Origin of the sequence: Marinobacter confluentis (assembly GCF_004785685.1) — a bacterium.
Lineage (GTDB): Bacteria > Pseudomonadota > Gammaproteobacteria > Pseudomonadales > Oleiphilaceae > Marinobacter > Marinobacter confluentis.
This window is the reverse complement of the sequence record NZ_SRPF01000001.1, coordinates 960,756-978,640: the sequence shown is the minus strand read 5'-3', so window position 1 is coordinate 978,640 and position 17,885 is coordinate 960,756. Positions and strand designations below refer to the sequence as shown.

The 17,885-nt window shown below is 57.2% G+C and carries 15 protein-coding genes; 12 read left to right on the top strand and 3 right to left on the bottom strand.

Annotation, left to right across the window (positions count from 1 at the left end; genetic code table 11):
* Positions 1–2: 2 nt before the first annotated feature.
* The 12 genes from cysE (at position 3) to der (ending at position 12,001) form a co-directional block, all read left to right on the top strand.
* On the top strand, positions 3–779 hold the full coding sequence (gene cysE, locus E5Q11_RS04550) for a serine O-acetyltransferase (RefSeq protein WP_135802183.1): 777 nt from the start codon (positions 3–5) through the stop codon (positions 777–779).
* Positions 780–854: 75 nt separating this feature from the next.
* Positions 855–1,352: a Fe-S cluster assembly transcriptional regulator IscR gene (gene iscR, locus E5Q11_RS04545; RefSeq protein ID WP_135802182.1), complete on the top strand. Its 498-nt coding sequence runs from the start codon at positions 855–857 to the stop codon at positions 1,350–1,352.
* Positions 1,353–1,390: 38 nt separating this feature from the next.
* Positions 1,391–2,551, top strand: coding sequence for an IscS subfamily cysteine desulfurase (locus E5Q11_RS04540; RefSeq protein WP_135802181.1), 1,161 nt, complete (start codon positions 1,391–1,393; stop codon positions 2,549–2,551).
* A gap of 68 nt (positions 2,552–2,619) precedes the next feature.
* Positions 2,620–3,048 (top strand): nucleoside-diphosphate kinase, encoded by a 429-nt coding sequence (gene ndk, locus E5Q11_RS04535; protein ID WP_135802180.1) that lies wholly within the window; start codon positions 2,620–2,622, stop codon positions 3,046–3,048.
* A 63-nt stretch (positions 3,049–3,111) separates the two neighbouring features.
* Positions 3,112–4,224, top strand: coding sequence for a 23S rRNA (adenine(2503)-C(2))-methyltransferase RlmN (rlmN, locus tag E5Q11_RS04530; RefSeq protein WP_135802179.1), 1,113 nt, complete (start codon positions 3,112–3,114; stop codon positions 4,222–4,224).
* A gap of 98 nt (positions 4,225–4,322) precedes the next feature.
* Positions 4,323–5,066: a tetratricopeptide repeat protein gene (locus tag E5Q11_RS04525; protein ID WP_135802433.1), complete on the top strand. Its 744-nt coding sequence runs from the start codon at positions 4,323–4,325 to the stop codon at positions 5,064–5,066.
* The gene (locus tag E5Q11_RS04520; protein ID WP_135802178.1) at positions 5,056–6,174 is read left to right on the top strand and encodes a RodZ domain-containing protein; all 1,119 of its coding nucleotides are present in this window, start codon (positions 5,056–5,058) and stop codon (positions 6,172–6,174) included. The genes E5Q11_RS04525 and E5Q11_RS04520 overlap by 11 nt, the downstream gene beginning before the upstream one ends.
* A 65-nt stretch (positions 6,175–6,239) precedes the next feature.
* Complete coding sequence (gene ispG, locus E5Q11_RS04515) at positions 6,240–7,358, top strand: flavodoxin-dependent (E)-4-hydroxy-3-methylbut-2-enyl-diphosphate synthase (protein ID WP_135802177.1); 1,119 nt, start codon at positions 6,240–6,242, stop codon at positions 7,356–7,358.
* Positions 7,359–7,397: 39 nt separating this feature from the next.
* Complete coding sequence (hisS, locus tag E5Q11_RS04510; protein WP_135802176.1) at positions 7,398–8,675, top strand: histidine--tRNA ligase; 1,278 nt, start codon at positions 7,398–7,400, stop codon at positions 8,673–8,675.
* A gap of 67 nt (positions 8,676–8,742) precedes the next feature.
* On the top strand, positions 8,743–9,399 hold the full coding sequence (locus E5Q11_RS04505) for a YfgM family protein (RefSeq protein WP_135802175.1): 657 nt from the start codon (positions 8,743–8,745) through the stop codon (positions 9,397–9,399).
* Positions 9,400–9,425: 26 nt separating this feature from the next.
* Positions 9,426–10,583 (top strand): outer membrane protein assembly factor BamB, encoded by a 1,158-nt coding sequence (bamB, locus tag E5Q11_RS04500; RefSeq protein WP_135802174.1) that lies wholly within the window; start codon positions 9,426–9,428, stop codon positions 10,581–10,583.
* Entirely contained in the window at positions 10,580–12,001 is a 1,422-nt protein-coding gene (gene der, locus E5Q11_RS04495) for a ribosome biogenesis GTPase Der (protein WP_135802173.1), read from the top strand. The genes bamB and der overlap by 4 nt, the downstream gene beginning before the upstream one ends.
* Here der and pta read toward each other — a convergent pair.
* Genes pta through E5Q11_RS04480 form a run of 3 tightly spaced genes read right to left on the bottom strand, consistent with a single transcriptional unit; the run spans position 11,991 to position 17,812 of the window.
* A complete protein-coding gene (pta, locus tag E5Q11_RS04490; protein WP_135802172.1) occupies positions 11,991–14,150 on the bottom strand; it encodes a phosphate acetyltransferase in 2,160 nt (719 codons plus the stop codon). The genes der and pta overlap by 11 nt on opposite strands.
* 35 nt (positions 14,151–14,185) lie before the next feature.
* Complete coding sequence (locus E5Q11_RS04485; RefSeq protein WP_135802171.1) at positions 14,186–15,373, bottom strand: acetate/propionate family kinase; 1,188 nt, start codon at positions 15,371–15,373, stop codon at positions 14,186–14,188.
* Between the two features lie 27 nt (positions 15,374–15,400).
* Positions 15,401–17,812, bottom strand: coding sequence for a bifunctional diguanylate cyclase/phosphodiesterase (locus tag E5Q11_RS04480; protein ID WP_135802170.1), 2,412 nt, complete (start codon positions 17,810–17,812; stop codon positions 15,401–15,403).
* Positions 17,813–17,885 lie beyond the last annotated feature (73 nt).

Sequence of the window (17,885 nt, the reverse complement as noted above, 5' to 3'; positions counted from 1 at the left end):
TTATGTTTGAGCGTTTGAGGGAAGACGTTGGCAGTGTGTTCCATCGTGATCCAGCGGCAAGGAATACGTTCGAGGTGCTGACCAATTATCCCGGTCTTCATGCCCTCCTGTGCCACCGATTTTCCCACTGGCTCTGGGGGCTGGGGCTTAAATGGCTTGCCCGCACATTTTCCACGCTTGCCCGCTGGCTAACGGGTATTGAGATTCACCCCGGCGCGACGATTGGCCGTCGGTTTTTCATCGACCACGGCATGGGTGTGGTGATTGGCGAAACCACCATTATTGGCGACGATGTCACGCTCTATCAGGGGGTGACACTTGGGGGCACAAGCTGGAACAAGGGAAAACGTCATCCAACCCTGGGTAATGGCGTGGTTGTGGGCGCCGGTGCCAAGATACTGGGACCGTTTGAGGTGGGTGCCGGTGCCAAGATCGGCTCCAATTCAGTGGTCACCAAGGCAGTGCCTGCTGGCGCAACCGTGGTTGGCATTCCCGGCCGTGTTGTGGCCAAGCGCAAGGGGGATGACGACCAGCGTCGCAAGGAAATGGAAGAGCGGATGGGCTTTGACGCCTACGGCGTGACCGAAGAAATGCCGGACCCCGTCGCCCGAGCCATGCGTAGCCTTCTGGATCATATGCATGTGGTCGACGACCGGATCGAGAACATGTGCAAGGCTCTTAGAAAGGTCAACAGTGAATATCAGAACGGCGGAGCGCTTCCACCCCTGCAGGAAGAGGATTTCGACTGTGTCCGGGAGGACGAGCCGCCCCGGGGCTGAATACTTGACTGAAATACTTGGTCAATTCATACTCGATCAGGCATTCTGCAACGAACACTGATCGGTGCTGACTCTATGAGACTGACCACCAAAGGCCGCTACGCGGTAACGGCAATGCTGGATCTGGCGCTCCATGGCGACCAGGGGCCGGTCAGCCTTGCTGATATCTCTGAGAGACAGGGCATTTCACTGTCCTACCTTGAGCAGCTGTTCTCGCGGCTGAGACGCCAGAAGCTGGTTTCGAGCATTCGCGGCCCGGGTGGCGGCTATCAGCTCAGCCGTGGTGCAGACGCGGTATTTATTGCTGAAGTGGTCGATGCGGTGAGTGAATCCCTGGATACCACGCGCTGTGGTAACAAGGGTGACTGTCAGCAAGGTGAGAAGTGCCTGACCCACCATCTCTGGTCTGACCTCAGTGATCAGATTCACCAGTTTCTCAGTGATATCAGCCTGGGCGACCTGATGAAAAAACGTGAAATTCAGGTTGTGGCGACCCGCCAGAATCTCCGCAAGTCAGAGCAGGACTCGCAGACCATCAATACCGATCGGCTTATTGACCAGGCTTCAGCCTGAATGCCTGAACCGATCCAGAGTAAAGCCCCGACACGCCTATGAAAAAGCCGGTTTATCTCGATTATGCGGCAACCACGCCCGTAGACCCTTCGGTAGCTGAAGAAATGGCGAAATGCCTCACCCTTGACGGGGTGTTTGGTAACCCTGCGTCCCGTACCCATGGTTATGGTTGGCAGGCCGAAGCGGCGGTTGAGAAAAGCCGGCGGCAGGTCGCCGACCTGATCCACGCAGACCCGCGGGAAATCGTCTGGACCAGCGGCGCGACCGAATCCGACAACATTGCCATTAAAGGGGCGGTCGAGGATGCACTTGCCGGTCAGGGCAGCGCTCATGTGATTACCTCGGCCATCGAACACAAGGCCGTAGTGGACACCTGTAAATGGCTGGAGCAGAGGGGTGTCGACGTCACCTGGCTGACTCCCGGAAGGGATGGGCGGATAAGTTATGATCAGGTGTCGGACGCACTGCGTGAGAACACGCGGCTGGTTAGTCTGATGCTGGTGAACAACGAGCTTGGCTGCATTACGGATGTGGCTTCTATTGGCGCCATGTTGCGGCAGAAAGGCATCATGTTCCATGTGGATGCCGCTCAGGCTGCGGGCAAGATAGCGATAAGTGTCGAGCAGTTGAACGCCGACCTGCTATCGCTTTCCGCGCACAAGGTGTATGGCCCAAAAGGTATTGGGGCGCTCTATGTGCGCCGGGCGCCTGAAGTCCGCGTCGCCGCGCAGATACACGGTGGCGGCCATGAGCGTGGCATGCGATCCGGAACTCTGCCAACGCACCAGATTGTGGGCATGGGCAAAGCGTTCGACATGGCGGCCGGCAAACTCGAAGAAGAGCAGGGCCACCTGGAAAATCTGCGAGCGCAGCTGGTTGAGGGTTTGAGCCAGCTTGAGGGCGTCTCGGTCAACGGCAGTCCAGACCATCGGGTTCCGGGGATTATCAATCTGTCATTTGATGGCGTTGATGCAGAGTCTCTGATGCTTGGGCTGCACGATCTCGCGGTGTCCTCGGGATCCGCCTGCTCCTCGGCGACGGTAGAACCTTCTTTTGTACTTCGTGGAATAGGCCTCAGCGACAGGCAGGCCCATCAGGCTCTGCGTTTCTCCATGGGCCGGTTTACAACCTCGGAAGAGGTTGAATTTGCTGCGTCCCGGATTGTTGAAGTCGTGACCCGTCTCCGTGCAGTGCGGTAGGCAGTCGGCCCCGGACTGCGTATAATCCCAACCCTGAATTTTTATTGGAAACCAACTGGAGAAATATCATGGCTAACGAGCGCACGCTCTCGATCATCAAGCCCGACGCCGTTGCGAAGAACGTGATCGGTGAAATCTATTCCCGCTTTGAAAAAGCCGGTCTGAACATTGTCGCGGCAAAGATGATGCACCTGACTCAGGAGCAGGCCGAAGGCTTTTACGCGGAGCATAAAGAGCGTCCTTTCTTCAATGACCTCGTTGCGTTCATGACCTCTGGTCCGGCCGTGGTTCAGGTTCTGGAAGGGGAAGGCGCCATTCTGAAAAATCGTGATCTGATGGGTGCCACCAACCCCAAGGAAGCTGACGCGGGCACCATCCGTGCCGACTTTGCTTCGTCCATCGACGCGAATGCCGTTCACGGCTCTGATTCCGCAGCGTCTGCCGAGCGAGAAATTGCTTACTTTTTCAACGACAACGAGATCTGCCCGCGCGGTTGATCCTGTCGTATCGGGCCGGGGGAACGCCCCGGCCCGTATTGGTTATCTGATCGAGGTTATGAAATGACGCAAGTTGCGGAAAAAACCAACCTTCTGGGAATGCCAAAGGCAAAGCTTGAGGCATTTTTTGATTCCCTGGGGGAGAAGCGTTTTCGTGCAACTCAGGTGCTGCAGTGGATTCATCAGCGCGGAGCCGATGACTTCGATCAAATGACCAATATGAGCAAGGCGCTTCGGGAGAAACTGAAAGCGGTTGCTGAAATCCGTGGTCCAGAGGTGGTCTTCGATGAAACCTCCAAAGATGGCACCCGAAAATGGGTCATGCGCATGGATAACGGCAACAGCGTTGAAACGGTGCTGATTCCCGATGGCGAGCGCGGCACCCTTTGCGTATCTTCCCAGATTGGCTGCAGCCTTGATTGTACCTTCTGCTCGACGGGCAAGCGCGGTTTTAACCGGAACCTGACGGCGGCAGAAGTCATCGGCCAGGTCTGGGTTGCGCGCAAAGCCTTCATGCCCTTTGAGCCTGGCCCCGAGAGGCCGATTACTAACGTGGTCATGATGGGTATGGGCGAGCCGCTGCTGAATTTTGACAATGTGGTCGACGCCCTGAATCTGATGATGGACGACCTGGCCTACGGCATTTCCAAGCGTCGGGTCACGGTGAGCACCTCCGGTGTGGTGCCCGCTATCGATAAACTGGCGGAAGTTACTGATGTTTCACTGGCAATTTCGTTGCATGCCCCAAATGATGAGCTTCGAAACAAGCTGGTTCCGCTGAACAAGAAATACCCGATCGCCGAACTGCTGGCTGCCACCAAACGTTATTTTGCACGGTTGCCGGAAAAGCGTAAGGCAACCATTGAATATACGGTCATTGAAGGCATGAACGACCAGCCTGAGCACGCTCGGGAACTGGCAGTTCTGCTGAAGGATCTGCCCTGCAAGATCAATCTGATTCCCTTCAATCCGTTTCCGGAAAGCGATTTCCGCAGGCCCAGCATGAACGCCACCCGCCGGTTTCAGAAAGTTCTGAACGAGGCGGGTTATGTCGCTACCATCCGGACAACCCGCGGTGACGATATCGACGCCGCCTGCGGGCAACTGGTCGGGCGCGTTGAAGATCGAACCAAACGAAGCCAGCGCTACATTCAGGTTCAGCAGGTTGCCCCTTAGTGTCGGGCGCCTCACGTTTCAAGAGGGATTGGACAGTGACAGACCCATGGTGCCGTAAAAGCTGTCTCTGGTTAACGCTGGTCGTGGTGGGGCTGTTGATGTCCGGCTGCGTCACGTCCACTGATAGCCGTTTCCAGCGCGAGGCTGACCGGGAAGAAGCGATAGAAAATTACGTACGACTGGCGACCGCATACATTGGCCAGGGAAACGTGGATCGCGCCCGGGTGCACCTGGACCGGGCCACAGAGCTGGCTCCTGACGCTGCGTCGGTTCTGGCTGCCAAAGGGCTGCTGTACCAGGTTGACAGTGAGGATGAGCTTGCTGAGCGCGCCTATCGCTCTGCCATAAGTAACGACGAAGGCTATACCCGTGCCCGGGTCTATTACGGCGCTTTTCTTTATGGCAAGGGGCGTTTTGAGGAGGCTCGGGACCAGTTTGCTGCTGCGTCGAGAGATACCGAATACCAGGACCGGGCGTCGGTTTTCTTCAACCTCGGGTTGTCTGAGGAGCGGCTTGAGGATACGGATGCCGCTGTCCGCGCGTACCGCCGCTCCGTTGAGCTGTCACGGGGCGACGTGAAGAGCCTGCTTGCCCTTTCGAGAACCCTGGTAGCCAACGGCGACTTTGCAGCCGCAGAGGGTTATTACGCCCGGCTGATGGGGATAATGCAGAGAAACAGCAACCTTCGGCATTCCCCTGAAAGTCTGATTACCGGCATACGGATCGCCCGTTATTTCGGCGATTCTGATCGGGAAGCAAGTCTTGCGCTGCTTCTGAAAAGCGATTTCCCAAGCTCCTTAGAATATCAACAATACAAGGTGTTGAACGCTGATGGACAGTGAAGAGCCACAACAGCCCGCGGTGGGTGAGCCTGCAGGGCAGCAGCTCAGGCAGATCCGCGAAAAGCTTGGGCTGAGCCAGAAAGATGTCGCGGATGCCCAGCATCTGCGAGTCTTTATTATTCAGGCGATTGAGGAGGGCAACTACGACCAGATTGATAGTGAGCTGTTCCTCAAAGGGTATGTGCGGGCTTATGCCAAACAGGTTGGAGCTGACGCCGACTCGCTGATCCAGTCGCTGGATATCGAACTGGAGCCGCTGCGCCGGCAGAGGGCGCAGCAGGAACAGGAAAATCCGTTGGTTGATCTGGAGCGCCGGCGGCGCAAAAAAAAACAGGTGGCCAAGACGCTTTTTATCATACTGGTGCTTGGGGGCCTGGCTCTGGCCGGTTGGAAGCTGATTCTGGAGCCTGGCACAGTGGCTGAAGCGCCGGCGGATGAGGGGGCAATCGCGCCCGAACAGGATAAGGCTCCGGCAGAAGACGGTATGCTCGAGGAGACCAGCGCCGATGGCTCTGAGGCAACAGAGGTCTCTGAATCTTCCGTAGGCACCATGCCGGAAAATGCCCAAGAGCAGACCGGCGGCGCAGAGCCGCTGGCCAGCCCTGAGCCTTTGGATAACCCTGAGCCTGTGGATAGTAGCCCTGAGCCATTGGTCAGTTCTGAGCTGTTGGATAGCTCTGAGCCCTCAGATAGCCCGGAGGCGTTGGACAGTCCCGAACTGACAAACAATGTTGAGTCCCTGACGGCCTCGGAGCCATCGAACGAGCCGGTCGGAACGTCGCCGGCTGTTGCTGCAGTAGAACCGGTCATTCAACCTGATCCGGTGTTCGAAGAAAGCGCCCAGCCAACATCGGTTGCCGCAACGACGCAACTTGAAATGTCCTTTGTTGCCGATTGCTGGGTGCAGGTAACGGATGCTTCCGGAGCCAGGCTGGTGGCCTCTTTGCAGCGCAATGGCGATCAGGTGCGAGTATCGGGGCGGGCGCCCTTCAATGTGGTCATTGGCGCGGTTGACGCAGTGGATGAGGTCAGTTTTGGTGGGGAGCCTGTTGATCTCTCCAGTTTCCGGGTGGTCAACAATCGCACAGAATTCACGCTGACACTTTGAGTTTACTCTGGCAGTTACTCTGGCAACCCGACATTTTTAACATTTCAGTCCCTGGTTAGAACGTTATGAAACAGGAATCTCCAATCGTTAGACGTAAATCCCGGCAGATTATGGTGGGCAATGTGCCCGTGGGTGGTGATGCGCCAATTGCTGTTCAGAGCATGACCAACACCAACACCTGTGACGTCGATGCCACCGTCGGCCAGATTACTGCACTCCAGGAGGCCGGCGCCGACATAGTCCGGGTTTCTGTTCCGGATATGGACGCCGCTGAAGCGTTCGGAAAGATCCGTTCCAGGGTCTCTATACCCCTGGTCGCCGATATCCACTTCGACCACAAGATAGCCCTTCGGGTTGCAGAACTTGGTGTCGATTGCCTTCGCATCAACCCGGGTAATATTGGCCGGGATGATCGGGTCAGTGCCGTTATCAGCGCAGCCAAGGACCGGAACATTCCCATTCGCATTGGCGTTAACGCCGGCTCGCTGGAAAAGGCTCTCCAGCGTAAATACGGCGAGCCAAACGCGGATGCGCTGGTAGAGTCGGCCATGCGCCACATCGATATCCTGGATCGCCACAATTTCCAGGACTTCAAGGTCAGCCTGAAGGCCTCAGAAGTGTTCATGACGGTTGAGGCCTACCGCAAGATTGCGAAGCAGATCGAACAGCCCCTGCACCTGGGTATTACCGAAGCAGGCGGGCTGCGGTCCGGCACTGTTAAATCCTCCATCGGCCTTGGCATGCTGTTGATGGACGGCATTGGCGATACCATCCGGGTGTCCCTGGCGGCCGACCCGGTTCAGGAGATCAAGGTTGGCTTCGATATACTTAAAAGCCTGCGCCTGCGCAGCAGGGGCATCAATTTTGTCGCCTGTCCGAGCTGCTCGCGTCAGAATTTCGATGTGATTCAGACCATGAACGACCTTGAAGCCAGACTTGAGGACGTCAATACCCCGCTGGACGTCGCCATTATCGGCTGCATTGTCAATGGCCCGGGTGAGGCCAAGGTCGCTGACATGGGCCTGACCGGCGGTAGCCCGAAAAATCTTCTGTACATGGCCGGCAAGCCCAACCAGAAACTGGACAACGCCACCCTGACGGACGACCTGGAGCGCCTGATTCGCGAACAGGTCGCCCGCAAGAAGGAGCAGGAAGAGTCGATCATTACCCGCTCGGTTGATTAACAGGCCGCCGGGCTTTCTATTCAAGGAAAAGGTTTAACATTGGCTAAGATTCAGGCAATTCGCGGGATGAATGACATCCTGCCGGAGCAGTCGCCAGTCTGGCAGTACGTCGAGAGCACCGTCAGGCGGGTGCTTGCCCAGTACGGCTATCAGGAAATCCGTATGCCGGTGGTCGAGCAGACCGAGCTGTTCAAACGCTCCATTGGCGAAGTGACAGATATTGTCGAGAAGGAAATGTATACCTTCGAGGACCGCAACGGCGACAGCCTGACTCTGCGCCCGGAAGGCACCGCAGGTTGTGTCCGTGCGGCGGAGCAGCACGGGTTGCTGTTCAATCAGACCCGACGGCTCTGGTACACCGGCCCCATGTTCCGGCACGAACGCCCCCAGAAAGGCCGTTATCGCCAGTTTCATCAGATCGGTGTTGAGTGTTTCGGCATGGCCGGACCCGATATTGACGCGGAACTGCTTATTTTAACAGCGCGCCTGTGGCGCGAGCTGGGCCTGGCCGACCATACCCGGCTCGAGATCAACTCCATAGGTTCGGCTGAGTCCCGCAGGAACTTCCGCGCGGCACTTGTCGCTTATCTTTCAGATTTTGTCGATGAGCTGGACGAGGACAGTAAGCGTCGCCTTGACTCCAACCCGTTACGGATCCTCGACAGCAAGAATGCCCGGACCCAGGAAATTCTCCAGCAGGCACCAAAACTGGACGATTACCTGGACGATGAATCCAGGGAGCACTTTCAGTCTCTCACCGGGTTGCTGGACGCAGCCGGCATCCGCTATTCCATAAACCCCAGATTGGTCAGGGGGCTGGATTACTACGGCAAGACTGTGTTCGAGTGGATTACCGACAGTCTCGGTGCCCAGGGTACGGTGTGTGCCGGTGGCCGCTACGACGGGCTGGTCGAGCAGTTGGGCGGAAAGCCGACCGTGGCGGTAGGATTTGCCATGGGGCTTGAGCGTTTGATTCTGCTGCTTGAAACTCTGGAACTGATTCCGCTATCGGTCAACGGTGATGCTGACGTATACGTGACAGCGATGGGTGAGAAGGCAACAGGCCCCGCTCTGGAGCTTGCCGAAAAGCTCAGGAACGACCTTCCCGATGTTACGATTGTCGGCCATTGCGGTGGTGGAAGCTTTAAAAGCCAGATGAAAAAAGCGGACCGCAGTGGCGCGTCCTACGCTGTCATTCTGGGCGAGAATGAACTGGCGTCCGGAACGGTCGGACTGAAGCCGCTTCGTTCCAGCGATGATCAGCAGGAAGTCATCACGACAGAGCTGTCGTCAGTGCTCAGGGGCCTGCTGGCCTGATCGCCCTGCAGTCGTTAACGATCACAAATACGTTCAAAACAAAATCAGGTATCTAAAGGAAGTCACCATGGCAGAAATGCGCACAGACGAAGAGACGGTTGAAGCCATCAAGGATTGGTGGAAAAAGAACGGCACCTCACTGTTGCTGGGAGTCGGCGCTGCTCTGGCCATTGTATTCGGCTGGCAGGCCTGGCAGAACCAGCAGATGCAGCATCGCACGGAGGCTGCGTCGCAGTTTGCCAACCTTATCAACGCCTATACCGATGGGGCCGATGAAAATCGTGCTGAAACCGTTGAGTTTGTAGCCCAGACCCTGCGCGAGGACTACGCCGACAGCGCCTACGCCATTTATGGCGCGCTGGTACTCGCCAAACAGCAGTTGATGGATCAGGGCGATGCCGAGGCCGCGATTGCAACTCTGGAGTGGGCGAACAGCCAGGCCGATGAGGCTGGCCCGCTGTCACTCATTATTCGCAGCCGTCTTGCCCGTGCCCAGTTCGACCTTGAGCAATACGACGCGGCACTGACCACCATCGACAGTGCCACGGATACCGGGAGTTTTGACGCAATTTTCTCGGAGTTGCGGGGCGATGTGCTGCTTGCCCAGGGTAACACCGAGGAAGCCAAGGAAGCCTACATGAAGGCCCGCGAACAGAGCGCTGAACGGCGCAGTGGTCTTCTTGAACTCAAACTGGCTGATCTGGGCGTCGGGGAAGGCGCCTGATGCCGGTTCCGAGCCTGGGAGCACATATGTATAAGCAATCAGCCCTGATGCTGGCAATGATTATCGGCATTGCAGGCTGCAGCTCTACCGACACTTTTGAGCAGCCTGCACCGGTGCCTGAGGTGGTTTCGTCCGTTGAGTTGAAGGAACAGTGGGATCTGGACATTGGTGATGGCCACGACGGTAATTTTCTTTACCTGGAGCCGCTCTACACTGGTGACAGAATTTTCGCTGCGTCTGCGGATGGCGAGGTCTATTCGATCGAACCCGAAGACGGCGAGGTCCTCTGGGAGCGCGATCTCGACCGGGAGATCATGGCGGGCGTCGGTGGTGACCAGGCGTTCATCTATCTGGTAACACGGGATGCACAGTTGCTGGCGTTATCCCGTGAAGACGGCGAACAGGTCTGGAGTGCCACCCTGCCTAACGAGGCACTGGCCGCGCCCCGTTCCAATAATTCCATGGTGGTGGCGCAGAGTATCGACGGCAAGGTGCATGCGTTCAATGTCGCCGACGGTGAAAAACTCTGGCAGTACGACAGCGCGGTGCCGGCTCTGTCACTAAGGGCTGCTGCATCCCCGCTGGTGGGCGCTGACCTGGTTCTGGCGTCCTTGGCCAACGGCCGGTTGATGGCGCTCAGCAATGAGAACGGACAGCCGGTATGGCAGTACCAGGTTGGTGAACCGGCCGGCCGTACCGAACTGGAGCGGCTGGTGGATGTGTCTGGTGTGCCGCTGATCCTTGAGAGCGCGGCCATGGTTGTCGGCTACCAGGGCAAGCTGGCTCTGGTGGACATTGAAAGCGGCCGCGAAATCTGGAGCCGCCCGGCATCCAGCCTACATTCGCCCATGATCGGTAACGGCAATATATTTCTGGCGTCAGCGAACGGCGATATTGTGGCACTGCGCGGCCAGGATCGTCGGGAACTCTGGCGGCAGGACCAGCTGGCCTGGCGCCAGCCGACACAACCGATCGTACTGAACGACTACCTGTTAGTGGGTGATTTCGAAGGCTACATCCACGTTCTGTCTCTGGAAGACGGCGCCCTGGAAGGGCAGCTTGAATATGATGGCGACGGCCTGCGGGTGCCCTTCAAACTGATTTCTGGCGGCCGCCTGCTGGTTTACGGCAACAGCGGTGAAATGAGCGTATTCACGCTTGAAACACTCGGCGACGATAAATGACCCCTGTAATTGCTCTGGTCGGTAGGCCTAATGTCGGTAAGTCGACGCTTTTCAATCAGATGACCCGGACACGGGACGCGCTAGTTGCCGATTTTCCGGGCCTGACCCGGGATCGAAAGTACGGCGAGGGTAATTACGAAGGTCAGCGCTTTATTGCCATCGATACTGGTGGTCTGACCGGCGACGAAAAGGGCCTGGATGCCGAGATGGCGCGGCAGTCCATGCAGGCCGTCGACGAAGCGGACATTGTTCTGTTTCTGGTTGACGGTAAGTCGGGGCTGAATGGTGGCGATGAAGTGATCGCCAGCCATCTCAGGAAAACCGGGAAACGGGCTCATCTTGTGGTCAACAAGACCGACGGTCAGGATCCGGATATTGCCGCGTCCGACTTTCATGGGCTTGGATTCGAGTCCACCTTTCTGATTGCCGCTTCCCATAACCGCGGTATTCGCTCGATGCTTGAAATCCTGTTGCCAGCGCTTGAAGAAGGCGCAGAGCAGGACAGGGCCGATCGCTACCCCGGTATCCGTATTGGCATTGTGGGGCGCCCCAATGTGGGGAAATCCACACTGGTTAACCGGATGCTGGGAGAAGACCGGGTTATCGTATTCGATATGCCCGGCACCACACGGGACAGTATTTACGTGCCTTACGAAAGGCATGACAAACAGTACACCCTGATCGATACGGCCGGGGTTCGCAGGCGCAAGAATGTCAGCGAAACCGTGGAGAAGTTCTCTATCATCAAGACGCTCAAGGCTATCGAGGATGCCCATGTGGTCATTCTGGTCATTGATGCGCGCCAGGGTCTGGTTGACCAGGATCTGCACCTGATTGGCTTTGTGCTTGATGCCGGACGTTCGCTGGTGATTGCCGTCAATAAATGGGATGGCATGGACCCTGATGATCGGGCAAAAGTGAAAGAGCAGGTGGCCCGCCGCCTGGATTTCCTGGACTATGCAGACAAACACTACATCTCAGCGCTGCACGGCTCTGGCGTGGGTGTTATGTATGATTCAGTGGAGGCCTGCTACGAATCGGCCATGGCCAAGTGGCCAACCAATCGCCTGACCGCCATCCTGCAGGACGCCACTGCCCAGCATCAGCCCCCGCTGGTGCAGGGCCGGCGCATCAAGCTGCGGTATGCTCACCAGGGTGGTTCAAATCCTCCGGTGATTGTGGTGCACGGGAATCAGGTGGATTCCTTGCCCGGAGCCTACAAGCGCTATCTGGAAAATACCTTCCGCAAGGTGCTGAAGGTCACAGGGTCACCCATCCGGTTCGAGTTCAAATCCGGTGAGAACCCCTATGCCACAAAGGTGGACCGGCTGACCCCGCGTCAGAAGGTGAAAAAAGACAACGACAGGAAGCAGGGGCCGGCGCCGAAGAAAAAGCGCCAGAAAAGCCTCAAGCGCTGATTCCCGCATTCTCCACCTGTTTTGCCTGCACCGCGGTGAGGGCAATGGTGAAAACAATGTCTTCCACCAGCGCTCCCCGTGAAAGGTCGTTCACCGGTTTACGAAGGCCCTGAAGCATGGGGCCAATGCTGACAACGTTGGCGCTGCGTTGAACCGCTTTGTAGGTGGTGTTCCCGGTATTCAGGTCCGGAAATACGAAGACAGTGGCTTTCCCGGCCACCTTACTGTCCGGCGCTTTGCTTCTGGCGACACTCTCGATAGCGGCGGCATCATACTGCAGGGGCCCGTCGATCAGCAGGTCCGGCCTGCGCTCCCGGGCGATCCGGGTTGCTTCCCTGACCTTGTCGACATCCTGCCCGCTGCCGGACTCACCGGTGCTATAGCTGATCATGGCCACAACCGGCTCGATACCAAACGCTTCGGCTGACTCGGCGCTCTGAATCGCTATGTCCGCCAGTTCTTCGGCGTTCGGGTCGGGATTGATTGCACAGTCCCCGTAAACCACCACCTGCTGTGGCAGCAGCATGAAGAACACCGACGACACGACTTTGGCGTGGTCGTGGGTCTTGATTAGCTGAAGGGCAGGGCGAACGGTGTTAGCGGTGGTATGGATGGCACCCGACACCAGTCCGTCTGCCTCATCCAGCGCGACCATCATGGTGCCCAGCACCACATTATCTTCCAGCATGGCCTCGGCCATATCCGGTGTCAGCCCTTTGTTCTTGCGCAGTTCCACCATGGGCGCGATGTAGTGCTCACGCACCTCCGCCGGGTCAATAATCTCAATGTCTTCCGGCAGTTCCAGATCCTGGGAATCCGCAATTCGACTGATCTCTGCAGCGCTGCCAATCAGTGCGCAACGGGCAAGCTTTCGGTTGTGACTGATGATGGCTGCCTGCACCGTGCGCGGTTCGCTGCCTTCGGGAAGAACAATGCGCTTGTTGGCCGCCCGGGCCCGTTCTGAAAGCTGGTATCGAAAGGCCGGGGGTGACAATCGGCTCAGGCGCTCCACCTTCAGGTGCTGCTGCAGCCAGTCAGTGTCAATCCGGGTGGCGACCGCCTCCATGGCCTTCTCGATGCGCTCAGGGTCATCAATGGGGATTGCGGTCGACAGGTTCGCCAGCATATGGGCGGTTTCGTAGGTATTGGTCTCGGACGCCAGTACCGGCAGGCCGGTGTCCAGGGCCCGATGACAGAGGTTGATCACCCGCTGATCGGGCATCAGTCCACCAGTGAGCATCAGGCCGGCCAGAGGGACACCGTTGAGTGCGGCGACCGCCATGGTGACCACAATATCTTCACGATCTCCCGGGGTGACCATCAGTGTGCCGGGCCTGAGGGTTTCCGTCATATTGCGGATGCTTCTGGCGCAGACAGACACACGCTGAACCCGCCTGGAGTGCATATGACCCTCGTTCAGTACGGACAGCCCCAGTTCCCGGGCAATATCGGATACCCTTGGCGCGAGCAGTCCGGGTTGCCAGGGTATTTCGGCAATCAACCGGAACCGGCCCTTACTGAAAACCTGGCAATCTGATCGATAATCAATGGTCTCCGCCGGCTTCTGTGGGGTCGGGCCGGCAAGCTCACTTCCGGCATTATAGGGTTCGCCCACCTTGTTCAGGATGACGCCTATCACGTCGGGGTCAGCCGGGCCCGCAAACAGCCGTGATGAAAAATCCAGCTCTTCATCGATCTGTGTCGCGTCGAGGCTTTTCGGCGTGCTGACGAGGATGACCTCGGAGCTGAGATTGCGTGCTACTTCGACATTCAGCCTGGCGATATAGGCTTCGCTCTGATCAGGAACCAGGCCTTCAATGATGACCACGTCGACTTCGTTGGCGACCTTGCGGTATTCGCCAACGACCCGTTCCAGCAGATAATCGGATTTGCCCTGGTTAAGCAGTTGCTGAGCTTCCTTCAGGGGGATGGGATCAGGCGGATTCATATGGCTACTCGCCCGTACGAAAGCAACAGAGGAATCCTCGCCATTGTTATGCCGGGACTCGGCGCGATGAACGGATTGGGAGAACGGCTTATAAAAACCAACGCTGACACCTACCCGCTCCAGAGCGCGTAGCATACCCAGACAGACGGAAGTAAGGCCGGAATCCAGAGAAGTGGGAGAGAAATAGAGGCTTTTTGCCATGATGCAGTTTCCTGAGTCTGAATCTGTGTGTCGGGTCAGGCTGGGCTGGCAAGCCGTGAAGCTTCCCGCGCGATCACCAGTTCCTCGTTTGTGGGAATGACCAGAACCGGGAACCGGGAACCGTCACTGTTAATCCGGTGCTGGCTGGATCGGCCGTGCGTTCGATTGCGTTCGGTGCTTACTTCAAATCCCAGCAGGCTCAGGTGGCTGAGGGTTGTCTCACGCACCAGGTCGCTGTTTTCACCGATACCGCCGGTGAATACCAGTGCATCCAACTCCTTCAGCGAGGCCATCATGGCGCCGATGTAGCGGGCCAGACGAAAGCAGAATACATCGATCGCAATCCGCGACGAGTCGTGGCCACTTTCGGCAAGTTTGCACAGTGAACGCATGTCATTGGTCTCGCCGGACAGGCCCAGAAGACCGCTTTTCCGGTTCAGAGCCTGATGAAGCTCTTCGGCGTTGACTCCTTTGCCCTGTAGGTAATCAAACAGCCCCGGATCTATATCGCCACTGCGGGTACCCATCACCAGGCCTTCCATCGGAGTCATGCCCATGCTGGTATCCGCGCTGGCACCGTCGCGAATGGCAGTGATGCTGCAACCGTTGCCCAGATGGGCCGATATGACCGATGTCGCTTCCAGCGGCTTTTCCAGAACACGGGCGGCCTCGCACGCGATGAATCCGTGGCTGATGCCGTGGAAGCCGTACCGACGCACGCTCCAGTCCTGGTACCAGACGCTCGGTACGGCATACATGAAGGCATGCCTGGGCAGGGTCTGGTGAAAGGCGGTATCAAAAACCGCAATCTGTGGTGTGTGCGGGAACAGTTTACAGGTGGCGTGTATGCCGGACAGGTTGACCGGATTATGAAGCGGCGCAAGCTCAGAACATTTTTCAATGGCGCTGATGACCCCATCATCAATCCGCACGCTCTGGCGAAAGTTTTCGCCACCATGGACCACCCGATGGCCGATGGCGGAAAGTGAGGATGTCATCAGCTGACGTTCACGAAATGCGCTGACCAGAACCCGAAGTGCCTGTTCGTGCGATGCGTGATGGGGCAGGGTGATGGTTTCCTGATCACCGCTTATGCGGGCAAACGCGTCCTTCTGGTTGATGCGTTCGGCGAGGGCTGACGCGAGTTTTCGATGTTCGCCGTCAAACAGGGCAAGTTTGAGGGATGAACTGCCGCAGTTTACGACTAGCAGTGTCTCTTCCATGGTGGTACTCGTCCGTGTGTATTTAATCTATACCCGGTGATTGCTGGATAGCCAGGTATCAAAGTCGGCGGCTGGCAGCGGCCGACTGTAGAAATAGCCCTGTGAGTAATCACAGCCTTCGGTTTTCAGGAAGTGGGTCTGTGCTTCTTCTTCCACGCCTTCCGCAATGACACGCAAACCCAGGCTGTGGGCCATATTGATGATGGCGCGAACCAGCGAGGCATCGTCATGCTCCGTCATCACGTCCTGAACGAAGGATTTATCGATCTTCAGGGTGTCAAACGGATAACTCTTGAGATAGCTGAGCGCCGAGTAGCCGGTACCGAAATCGTCGACCGAGAGCCGGATACCGGATTGGTCCAGCTCACGCAGTATGTCTGCGGTCTCGATGGTGTTGTCGAGAATCAGCCGTTCGGTAATCTCCAGCTCCAGCTGGTCCGGCTCGAGCCCGCTCTGTTCCAGAGCCTGCATCACGGTCTGCACAAAGTCAGGGTCCCGAAACTGCCGGGGCGACACGTTAACCGAAATACCGATCCGGTGACCAGTCTCGGTGCGCCAGCGCATTGCAGCCTTGCAGCTTTCTTTCAGGACCCACTCACCAATGGGCATGATCAGTCCGGTTTCTTCTGCCAGCGGTATGAATCGATCTGGCATGACCATGCCCAGGCTTGGGTTGTTCCAGCGCAGGAGCGCCTCGGCGAACGCCATTTGCCCGGTCTCCGTCCGAACGATGGGCTGGAAATACAGCTCGAACTCCTGCTGCTCCAACGCCCGGCGCATCAGAGATTCCATCTGCAGGCGTTCGTGGGAGACTTCGGTCATTTCCGGCGCGAATACCGCAAACGCGCTCTTGCCCTTGTTCTTGGCCTGGTACATGGCCGCATCGGCGTGTTGTAGCAGCATACCGCTGTTGTCGGAATCATGGGGGAAGATCGAGATGCCGATACTGGTGGTCACGAAGACTTCCTGACCATTGAGGATGTAGGGTGGCTCGAAAGTGGTCAGAATCCGCTGTGCGACCTGTGTGGTAGCTTGCGGGTCCGACAGCCCGGGCAGCACGACAAGAAACTCATCGCCACCCAGTCGGGCAACGGTACTGGTTCCCCGAAGACAGCTGGAAATCCTTCTTGCGGCCTCGATGAGCAGGTTGTCGCCGGCATCGTGCCCGAGGGTGTCGTTGATGTGCTTGAAGTTATCCAGGTCCAGGAACATCACGCCGACCAGGGTGTTTTCCCGGCGCGCCTGCGCCAGCGCCAGCTTTAACCGGTCCAGCGCCAGCATGCGGTTGGGCAGGCCGGTCAGGATGTCATAGTTGGCCTGGCGCAGTAACTGCTGTTCATAACGCTTGCGGATACTGATGTCTTCTCCGAGGATCAGGTAGCCGGTCACCTCACCGTCACTGGCTTTGATCGGCGTTACGATGAGCTGTTCCCAGAAGCGTTCTCCGTTTTTGCGTGCACTATTGACTTCGCCCTGCCAGACACCAACTCGCTGGACCTGTAGGCGGATGGATTGCCAAAGCTGCCGGCTTTCACGGTGGGCATTGATGTCCTCGCTCAGGGTGCCGGGGTGTTTACCGGCAATGGCGTCCAGATCATAGCCTGTCAGCTGAGTAAATTTCTGGTTGGCGTATTCAATCTGCCATTTTCGATCACAGATCAGAACCGATGAAGGGCTCTGTTCGATCGCTTTGGAAAATTTCCGGATTTCCTGGGCGTCCCGCTTCTGCCGCTCCAGATCCTCGGACAGTCGTTCGCGCATGTGGTTGATAGCGTCGGTGACCTGTGCCAGTTCGTCGCTGTTGTTCAGCGGCGTGTCTGGCCGGTCAAGCTTCAGGGGTTCGCGAAGGCTATTCAGGGAGAAGCCTCGGGCGTAGTCAGCCATAGCCGTTAGATGGCGCGCGACAAAATACTGGAATATCCAGACTATGAGAATGGAAATGAAAAAGGTTTTCAGAAACTGGGTGGCCAGAATGACCAGGACTTTCTCTTCCAGATCGGCGTACACCCGCTGCAGATCTGCGGTCACCGTCAGGTGCCCCAGAGTAAACATGTCATCACCCTGATGAACCAGGTCAAAGCTGTGGCTGTTGGTTGTGGTGTTGGTCGGAATACTGCCCAGTACAAGTTCTGAATCCGGTTCGATTTTCAGCCTCAGGTGCACGATGTCTGGCAGGCTGAGTATGCCTTCAAGCTGCGTCTGCAGAAGCTTCTGGTCAAGTGCCCAAAGGCTTCGGGCGAGGCTGGACGCGTAACCTGTTTCGACAACCTGCATTCTGCGATCAATCTGGGAAACGTCTTTGCGGAAGTCGGAGTAGATCTGAATGGCCGAGCTGACCAGGGTGAAGGCCGAACTGAATAACAGGATGTAAGCGAGCAGCCTGAAAGACAGGGGAGACCCGGATTTAAAACGCTGCAGGCGACTCAGAAGTTTCGGCATGATCTAACTTTCGAAACCAGATCGGATTTGTGGGGACCCAACCGACTATAGCAGTAGTTACGAAATGTTGTCT